The following is a 9,420-nucleotide window of genomic DNA, read 5'->3' as shown; positions in this document are numbered from 1 at the left end:
AGTGTAAGCAGGGACTAGGCTGGACAGATTACCGTTTCACTAATTTCCAACATATTGAGAGATGGTGGGAGATTATTTTTAGTGTTTATACGATGATTAGTTTAAATTCTCCAGTCTTCTTAGCCTTCAATCAATCTCGTCAACCTGAGACTGAGGCACAAGAAAATAGTCATGTTGATTTTTCTAATCATCAGCAATGGAATCATGAATCCGGGTGGAAGAATACTTTAAATAATCTGCGTCTCATTATCCAACCACTTTTACTATTTTGGTTAATTTATCCCTGGTTAAGTATTTTCCCTAATTCAAATTTGTTACTGGGATTTAATCATTTAATTGCAGCCATGAATCAATTTAAACCCTATTATGCTTCTGGATGATTTAGCTCCTGAACTACTTGCTTATTCCGGAAAGTGACAGAAGAGGGATATATTCCCAAATATCTATATCCCCACCTCCAGCCAAAGGGTCAGTAAAGTTTTTGATAATTAGAAAGCTAAAAGCAAAAGAAATGAATACAAATAATAGAATTTGTAATGCGATAAACTTTATATTTACATGCAAACGCATATTTATTATTTTATTTAGTGAATTTAGACAGATTCAAATTTTAACAAATAAGAGTACAGTGTTTTTTATGATCTGAAATTATTCTCAAAACTCACTCGTTTGGGAAGGATCAATGTTTCTTAATCCACAATTGGCTCAATTTGTCAATACTTAAAATATTTATGGAATGAGTAATGGAACGTGTTTTAAAAAGTGGATCGGGTTGGCGTATTGGCTGGAACCCTAATGCGCCCGAATTTAAAGGTTTAGTGGGTACAGATGATTGGGCAGTTGAGCTAACCGAAGCCGAGTTAAATGAATTTTGTCGTCTTTTAATGCAGTTAGCAGAGACGATGAAACAGCTCACAGCCGAATTAATGGATGAAGAGAAAATTGCTTGTGAAGCTGAAAGCAATTTATTATGGATGGAAGTAGAAGGTTATCCTCATATTTACAGTCTGCGTTTTATAATCAATACAGGGCGCTGTGTAGAAGGTAAATGGAATGCTTCTGCTGTGCCGGGTTTGTTGCAAGCAGCTGGGATGCTCAAAGTTTTTTAAATTTCCCTCTTGATTATCCTAGAGATTTGCAATATAATCGAAATCCTGACCGGGGCGTAGCGCAGCTTGGTAGCGCGCCACTTTGGGGTAGTGGAGGTCGTGGGTTCGAATCCCGCCGCTCCGATTGACAAAAGACCCTACCTGCTAGTCTTTAACAAAAGATTGGCAGGTTTTTTAGTTTCTGTAGGTTAGAGGCAAAGGTGCAGTAATAGCAGGCAATAGGCAATAGGCTTAAAAGTCTCTTGGTGTCAGGATTTTATGATCAACTTATGTCATAAGCTATCTGACAACAGCTATATTAAATTTTAAATTAGTCGATTGAGATCAATGATCAATTTTTTAAGGCGTAACTCACAACTTAATATTGTGGTCAGGTATGGAATTTTAGGAGCGATCGCAGTTATCACTCTGTTTCCCCTATTATGGCTCGTCAGTACAGCCTTAAAATCTCCAACAGAAAATATCTTGCAGTCGCCACCGCAGCTATTACCCAGTCAACCGACACTAGAAAACTTCTCTCGCGTGTGGCAATCTTTACCTTTTGGACAATACTTATATAACAGTACTCTAGTGGCAGTGCTGACCGTAGGCTTAAATCTGATATTTTGTGCTTTAGCTGCCTATCCTTTGGCAAGACTATCATTTCCAGGGAGAGACTGGATTTTTATTGCGATCGTCTCCACAATCATGATTCCTTTTCAGATTGTGATGATTCCTTTGTTTGTTTTGACAGTTCAGCTAGGTTTAGTCAACACTTATTGGGGAGTAATTTTTCCTAGCTTAGCTTCTGCCTTTGGTATTTTCTTGTTGCGGCAAGCGTTTATGGGTGTCCCCAAAGAAATAGAAGAAGCTGCTCGTATGGATGGCAGCTCTGAGTTAGGCTTATGGTGGCACATTATGTTACCAGCGATTCGACCGGCACTTGTCACCCTAGGTATTTTCGTCTTCATCGGCTCTTGGAGTGACTTGCTCTGGCCTTTAATTGTCATCCAAGATGAAAAATTATACACGCTTCCTTTGGGTGTAGCAAAGCTAGCGGGTACATTTTCTTTAGACTGGCGGTTAGTAGCGGCTGGCTCAATAATTTCTATTGCACCAGTATTGTTATTATTCCTATTTTTACAGCGTTATATCGTACCCACAGAAACTGGTAGTGGTGTTAAGGGATAAGAGTGATGTATGTTGGTTAAGATAGATACGTAAGTTGTAAAAACTCCACCCTTGAAGGGATAGAGTTTTGTCAGTGGTCAGTGGTCAGTAGTCAGTAGTCAGTGGTCAGTGGCAAAGCAAAAAGTCAAGCCAGTCTCGTGGGCGGCTTTGCCGACTTGAGAGAACTGGCGCTGTGCATATAGGTTTCCGGGCGCAGAACTTTTCAAGAAGATTTGTGAAAACCACCCATAAAGGGATAGAGTATTAGACCAAATTACAAAAAACAACTAACAACTGACAACTGACAACTGACAACTGACAACTGACCACTGACACGCGCAGCGTTAATAAATTTAATAAGCGCCACTTTTTTTGAACACTACCCAGATAGTTTTTAAAATTAAACTCAAGTCGTAAACTACAGACCATTTACGCTGATATTCCATATCCATGCTGACGATAGTTTCAAAGTCTTTGATGCTGGAACGACCGTTAGCCTGCCATTCTCCAGTCATACCTGGTTTGACGCGTAATCTCTGCCAATGATGTGGCTCATAATGCATGACTTCATCAGGAGTAGGTGGACGAGTACCAACTAAACTCATATCCCCAACCAGAACATTCCAAAATTGAGGTAATTCGTCTAAACTGGTGCGCCGCAAGAATTTACCCACAGGAGTAATGCGAGGATCGTTAACAGATTTAAAAATATGACCTTTGGCTTGGTTTTTGACTAAATGCTTAAGTTTATCAGCACCAACCACCATAGAACGAAACTTCCAAATGCGGAAGGGTCGTCCATTCACACCGCAACGAACTTGGCAATAAAAAATCGGGCCCGGATTGGTGGTAATTGTAGCAACTGTTACAGGAATCGCTACGAAGGCTGTGATTATAAGACCAATAATTGCTCCTAAAATATCGATTGTTCGTTTTGTAATACTTGCAGTTGAGGGGTGTAAAGGCTGTTGTGAAAAATTAACTGAATCAAGATAACTTAAGAGAGCTAAATTATCCACAGTAAAACCTCTTTTATCAGAAGTAAAAGTGGGTATTGACATAACTTAAATTAATATACTGATTTACTAGCTCGTACTGAATTGTTACTGAGTGTTAATATAAACAAAATCTTAACTAATAAAAAACCGAAAGCTCAGAATTTACATAATCTTTGTAATTAAACTCAGTATTTTAAATTTTACGTATTTTTCACTAAAAATAAAAAATAACATGCTGTGATAATACGCAGGAATAGGGAGCAGGGGAGCAGGCAATAGGCTTAAAAGTCTTTTGGTGTAAGGGTTATATGATTAGTTTATGTCTTAAGATCCCAAACCACTGCTATATATTCTGATTCAAGACTAATGAGTAACTTCAGAGGCGAAATTAACCGTATATGGTTCCTCTAGTGATTGCTGAATACTAGCTTTAATAGCATTCAAATAGCGATGTAAAGCCAACATCTGTAGTAAATTGGGGCGATAAGTGAGATTTCCTTGTTTTTCAAAAAGTGGTGCTGCTGCGATCGCCTGGTAGTCACGATTTTCATGAGAACTCTGGGTAAGCCAGGTAGTATCCAAACTTGAAGGTATTAAACCTGGAGGTAGTTCGCCTTCTAAGAAAGCTAACAGGCGTTGCTGACAAATACTAGTATTAATGCCACGACCCTCGAATAATTGGAGAATTTCACCGAAAGATAAAGCTCTATCTGGCAACAGCCGCAGCAATTCTGTAAACAAAAAATAGTCAGTATACTGTTGTCTGGGTTCTTCTAAAACCTGAGTGTGCAGAGGCAGCATGGCTAGACCGTAAGCAACTCGACTACAATTAGGAGCGCCGTTATCACCCAAATATAAATCTTGAATAATTTTGGCGTTGGGGAGTTTTTGCCGCAGCCAACTGTTGACAACTCCTAATGAAGCTACTCCACCAGTCAAAATAGCTTGATTAATTGCTTCTGTAGGAATGCCACGAGCTACCAACAACTTGTTCAGTTCTCGATTCAGGCGACGCACGAAGGGAACAAATACTTGATTTTCTAAATCTCGCCGCTGTAATACCCACCGCTGATCGGCTAATTCTAAGGTAAAAGATTCTTGGTGTTGCAAAATTAGCTTCAGAGCTAGCGCTGCATCTAGCACTGCTTGTCCTAGTAAGGAACTTTCTAGACGCTGCTGGAGGCGAATGCGAGCGCTAATATCTGGTTCCCCAACTCTGGGTAAATCTAATTCTTCTAAACCCAGACTCTGCCAATACATTTGGTCTACACCAGAAAAGGCAGTTTGCCATTGCCAAGGATTACTAGTAATTGTTTTGTCATCTCCCTGACTTGCAAAGCGTGATTGCCGATACTTGGGGGAAACTAGTAACTGGCAAACGATGTCCTGCTCAATACCTTTACTAGCATAAGCAAAACCGTGCAGCATGAAATCTTGGTGTGTTAATTGCAGCAAACTTTCTGGCAAATCGACCAGCGCCATTTCAGTTGCAGTTGCCCCAATATTAATAGCAAGGGTGTTGCCAACCTGAAGATGCTCACTGGTTTTGACTGGATGTAAACCTTGATGATCGCTTAATTGGATTGTTTCGCCATTCTCACCATCGAGTGTGCTGAGTAAACTGGCGATCGCTTCTTCCACAAAAAATACTTGCTGGGGATGTTGAACAAGTTTGCTAGTTAGTAAAGCTTCCCGCACATTGAAGCGATATTGTTCTGACCAGTTAGATGGACAAGTACAGATAATACCAGCAATATTACTAATAATACTGTGAAAAGTTTGGGCGTTAAGACCAACAGCCGTAGCAATTAAACCCTGAGTGGTGCTGTGGCGATCTGATTTGAGGGTTAGCAGCAATTTTGAGAGCGATCGCACCACCCAAATTAGAGGCCCCGCAGAAAATTCATTAAATTGCAATACAGGTTCCCATTTTTGTTGCATACTCTTGTAAGGAATAGCTACCTGTAAATATGGCTTTAACTGCGCTGAGTAGAGATTTTTTTTCGGAGCGATCGCCGATTCGGAACTAGTAAGATTTTCAACGACTTTATCTTGAGTAACAGCTGGTGTTCCTGTGCTTTCAGTTTCTCCATGAGGTACAGAAGCAGTAGGTAAATAAACTTCAGCTGGTAAACGAAACGATTGTTGAAATGAAGTGGCTCCTAATTGGTTTTCTGCTGACCAATAAATAGGATACACAACATAAATAGAACGATTCAACAAAGCCGCAGAAATTCCAGTTGTACCTAAATCAATTCCTAGATACCACACCGAGTCGAGAACATCGAGCGCAACCTCTGGATTATTTGTAGAGTTGGAATTTGCAATTACAGAGTGATCTGACTCAGAAATTGTAACTTCCTTTTTTTTTTCGGCTGCTGGGCTAAAGTCTAAGTCTGCTTCCGTTTGAGGCAAGGATATAGGCGCAATTTTTCGTACTTCTGGATGAGGTAAAGCAACATTTGGTGTATCTTCTGCGGTTTGTTGCAGTTGGTTGCTATCTTGAACCCAACCCTCGGCACTATCCCAAACATTCATTGCAGGTGCTGAGCGAGAATTTAATTGTTCATCAAAATTTGCCAAATCTTGATGCAATTGCTGCAACTGCTTTTCGTCTAGAGAAATATCTTGTACATTGGTTGGCTGGTTTATTTCTGGTGATAGTAAATTTTCCTGGGGTGAAGCTGGAATGTAATTATCTACAAACTCCTCTTGCTGCTCATCGTCATTAATTACTACTTCCAAATTTTGAGTAACAGTTTGCCTTGTTGGTGTGATAGTTTGTGCTGTTTCAGAAACAGGAACTTCTGGTAACTGCTCTTCAGTATCTACATTAGCGAAGAGGTTAGTTAAGTCACTTAAGGTTGTAATTGTATCAACACTGTTGGGCTGAGTACTGTCCGCACCTAAAACTTCTTCTTCTAGTAAGATCGATAAACCCGCAGGCGTAGCTAAATCAGTATCTTCATCAAAAAACAATGCTTGCCATGACTCTAATGATAAGTCTATGGATTGTGTTGGATCATTTAGCGTTTCTTGGAGGTTTGTATGACTTTGCTCCAAAAAATCTGAGTCTGATTTATCAAACCAAGGATCTGGCAATCCTCCGGTAGAATCCACCAAAGGAGCAGGCGGGGTGTCAGATTCCGCTGTTATTACTTCTGGTTGTACTAAATTACTGGGAAGTGGCGGTGTAGAGTCTACAATATCTGACGGCGATAAATCCGCTGTTGCTTCTGGATTAACTTCAACGTTAGGCTTAGTAAAGCTACTATTGCCAAACAAACTAGCGTAAAGCTGATCTATTTCATCTTCATCACCCATGAATGCCTCACTAATTTGCTGCAAATCCAATGGGGTAGAAGTACTTGAAGCCAAAGACTGATCTAGACCTAATTGCAAAAGCACAGCATCTATATCTGCTGACGTAGCTTCTGATTCTATAAATTCCAGAGGCTCGCTGGCAACCTCGGCATCTGTATAATCTGAGTGTATTGTTTCTGAAGCAATAGTATTGGTTTGAGTTGATAGTGAGGGCGATGAAGGCGTTTTATTTTCTTTGCCCACAGAAGTGGAAAATTGCGGCTGCAAATACTGCGTCAAATGGTTGAGGAAAGTCTCCATCAACTGTTCGCCTTGCACTCCCGTACTGTGCATTCTAGCTAGAGATTGAGATAAAGACTCGTGATAAGTATTAATGTTGCGTTGTAATGCATCAAAGACAACATTTACAGTGCCATCTAGTGATAATAAACGTTGATCCAAATCTCTAGCCAATTGTGTCAACCTTTCGGTTTGATCTGAGGATTCTGAGAAAGATCCAGTTGTAGAAGGTGTTTGCTCTATACTCCCGTCGTGGTAGCTTGTTTGAGAAGAACTAGCAGAATTTGCTAAATTCTCCACCATTTGTGGTGTTAAATTTGGTACCAAGCGAGTCATAAGTACCTGTAAAAACTCAGAAATCATCTGCTCCTGGTTTTCCCACTGCTGGCTTAAAGAGTAGTGGTGCAATCGCTTTTGCTCTAGCTGTCTAATTTCCTGCACAAGAGTAGCTCGCTCTTGTAACATTGCTGTTAATTCTGCTTGCAGAGGCTGTATTAATGCCGAAAATTCGTTTTTTAACTGTTGCGATATAAAATTATTTTGTTCTTGGTCTGGTTGATTTTGCTGTGTTGAAGATTGGTGATAACCTTGATCAACAAATTTTGTCAATAAAGGCGATCGCAGGGTCTGTTCTGGAGACTTATTTGGGATATCGTTCTCTAGTGCTTGGTTCTCTGCTATTTGCACAAGAAAGTTGCGGACTCGCTCTAAAACCTCTTTTGGCTCTGGTGTCTGGCTAGATAGAAGCCTAGGCAAGCGTTTGCCACTGCTAGTCAGCAAGTTGTCAATATCTGCAATTAGTTTTTTAATTTCATCTTCGCGGGAAGTCACTTTGAATTACCTTAGCTAGAACTGTACGTCAACTGGTGTGGGAATTACTTAGCAATTACTTAAAGTACCGAGGTGAGAAACTGTTCTTTAGACTCCTCGCTGCAATTAAATGATGGATTATTTAGGAGTCGTAGCGATCGCAATCAGCGCTTGTTTGAAAAAATTAGCTTGACAGCTAATTGAAGTCTCAGGATACAAAAGGTATTCCGAAGTTGTCAGCAATTGTCAGCACAAGGTAGTTTACAAGGCGCTGTGCCCTCTCACCATAGAGGCGATGTTACAGCCTCTCGGCTTCATATTATAAAAAACATAGAAAAATGCAACAGCTAAGTAGATAAGACATCTTGCAAAAGTTACTTTTGCAAGATATCGGGTAAAGGAGAAAGGTTAAAGGGAAAGGGAAAATTCCATCCTTTTACCCTTTACCCCTTCCCCTTTACCCCACTTCTGCAAGAAGTCTATAGTCTTAGGTAGACAAACTCTTGGCCACATATACCAAATTTATAAGGCAAATATCCTCCACTTTGCACCCATACGAGCAATTAATGTAGCCAACGAGTGACTAAATGGCAAGATGGCATTTTTTTACTTGATTCTCGATTGCTGTAAACAGTTAAAAATTTTACGTTAGCAAAAATTAACTATGTTGAGTATTATTGATGTGGTTTCTCGGTGTTTTTAAGTAATTATATTTGCAGTGCAGGGGATAATTAAAAAATCAATCAAGAAGCTATAAACTACTGTGTGTAAAAGGTTGACCCACTTTTAAACCATAAATGAAGATTATTGATCAACAACGCTTTTGTCATTTTCTGGTTTTACATAGTTTGTGCTGTGCTTTGATGGCTTAGGCTGAAGATAGCGCTTTTGTTTGTTGTAGATATAGCCGCTGGAATAAAGATGCCCTAATGGAAGACCCGATCAATCCCTGGATGTTCTCAGCTCCCTTTTTTCAAGGGCTGCCAGAAGCTGTTGTGGAACTAGCCCTCACCCATCTCGTTACCCGCACGCACCCAGCAAATCAAGTAATTCTGCTGGAAAATGACTGGGGTGGCTCAGTCTATTTTATAGTTGAGGGTTGGGTAAAAATCCGCACCTACAATCTAGAAGGGAAAGAAGTAACACTAAATATTATTGGCAAGGGTGAATTATTCGGTGAAATGGCGGCGCTAGATGAAGTACTTCGGTCAACCGATGTAATTACTCTGACTCCTACAGTCATTGGCAGTGTGCCGTCTCAGGATTTTGTCAAGTTACTTTACACAGAACCATTAGCAGGAGTCAGGTTGTCACAGTTAATGGCTCGACGCTTACGGCAAGTAAATCGGCGACTGCGGTTGCGCGAATCTGATAGTCAGTCACGAGTCGCAGACACCTTGTTATTTTTGGCAGACGGGCAAGGAAAACAAGGGCAGACAGGAACCGAAATTCCTAATTTACCTCACCGGGAGTTAAGTAGTTTAAGTGGACTGGCACGGGAAACTGTTACAAGAGTATTGACAAAATTAGAAAAAAAAGGATTGATTAAACGGGATCAAGACTCTATTTGTATTCCTGATTTGTCAGCACTGGAAAAAATGATCGGCTCTACCACTCCCTTTATGGACTCTAATAATAAATAAAATGATCATATAGGCTGCATTCTCTAGAGAGACTGGGTTTTAAGTGAAGCTTTCTTATAAAATCTTGATTTTAATGCCTTAGCATAAGGGGAACGGTAGAGCTGAATA

Annotated in this window: 5 protein-coding genes, 1 tRNA gene and 1 pseudogene; 5 read left to right on the top strand and 2 right to left on the bottom strand. The window is 40.2% G+C overall.

Going from position 1 to position 9,420, the window contains the following annotated elements:
* The 4 genes and pseudogenes from I8751_RS11470 to I8751_RS11455 form a co-directional block, all read left to right on the top strand.
* Positions 1–380, top strand: a pseudogene (locus I8751_RS11470) (IS701 family transposase); the annotation flags it as partial.
* Positions 381–743: 363 nt separating this feature from the next.
* Complete coding sequence (locus I8751_RS11465) at positions 744–1,109, top strand: DUF1818 family protein (RefSeq protein ID WP_214439285.1); 366 nt, start codon at positions 744–746, stop codon at positions 1,107–1,109.
* Between the two features lie 50 nt (positions 1,110–1,159).
* Positions 1,160–1,233: transfer RNA gene (locus I8751_RS11460), tRNA-Pro, on the top strand.
* A 203-nt stretch (positions 1,234–1,436) separates the two neighbouring features.
* Positions 1,437–2,279 (top strand): carbohydrate ABC transporter permease, encoded by an 843-nt coding sequence (locus I8751_RS11455; RefSeq protein ID WP_214439284.1) that lies wholly within the window; start codon positions 1,437–1,439, stop codon positions 2,277–2,279.
* A gap of 332 nt (positions 2,280–2,611) precedes the next feature.
* Here I8751_RS11455 and I8751_RS11450 read toward each other — a convergent pair whose 3' ends face one another.
* Positions 2,612–3,319 (bottom strand): sugar transferase, encoded by a 708-nt coding sequence (locus I8751_RS11450; protein WP_214439283.1) that lies wholly within the window; start codon positions 3,317–3,319, stop codon positions 2,612–2,614.
* Positions 3,320–3,619: 300 nt separating this feature from the next.
* Positions 3,620–7,690: a hypothetical protein gene (locus I8751_RS11445; protein WP_214439282.1), complete on the bottom strand. Its 4,071-nt coding sequence runs from the start codon at positions 7,688–7,690 to the stop codon at positions 3,620–3,622.
* 908 nt (positions 7,691–8,598) lie between these two features.
* On the opposite strand from I8751_RS11445, the gene I8751_RS11440 reads away from it, so the two are divergent.
* On the top strand, positions 8,599–9,312 hold the full coding sequence (locus I8751_RS11440) for a Crp/Fnr family transcriptional regulator (protein WP_214439281.1): 714 nt from the start codon (positions 8,599–8,601) through the stop codon (positions 9,310–9,312).
* The last annotated feature ends 108 nt before the right edge of the window (positions 9,313–9,420 follow it).

Origin of the sequence: Atlanticothrix silvestris CENA357, from assembly GCF_016056295.1 — a bacterium.
In the GTDB taxonomy this organism is placed as follows: Bacteria; Cyanobacteriota; Cyanobacteriia; order Cyanobacteriales; family Nostocaceae; genus Atlanticothrix; species Atlanticothrix silvestris.
Note: the sequence above shows the minus strand (reverse complement) of the source record. Positions and strands in the feature narration are given on the sequence as shown.

Bases quoted from the DNA above. Each gene is read 5' to 3' on its own strand.
- I8751_RS11465 (WP_214439285.1), top strand. From the start codon at position 744: ATGGAACGTGTTTTAAAAAGTGGATCGGGTTGGCGTATTGGCTGGAAC.
- I8751_RS11455 (WP_214439284.1), top strand. From the start codon at position 1,437: ATGATCAATTTTTTAAGGCGTAACTCACAACTTAATATTGTGGTCAGG.
- I8751_RS11450 (WP_214439283.1), bottom strand. From the start codon at position 3,319: ATGTCAATACCCACTTTTACTTCTGATAAAAGAGGTTTTACTGTGGAT.
- I8751_RS11440 (WP_214439281.1), top strand. From the start codon at position 8,599: ATGGAAGACCCGATCAATCCCTGGATGTTCTCAGCTCCCTTTTTTCAA.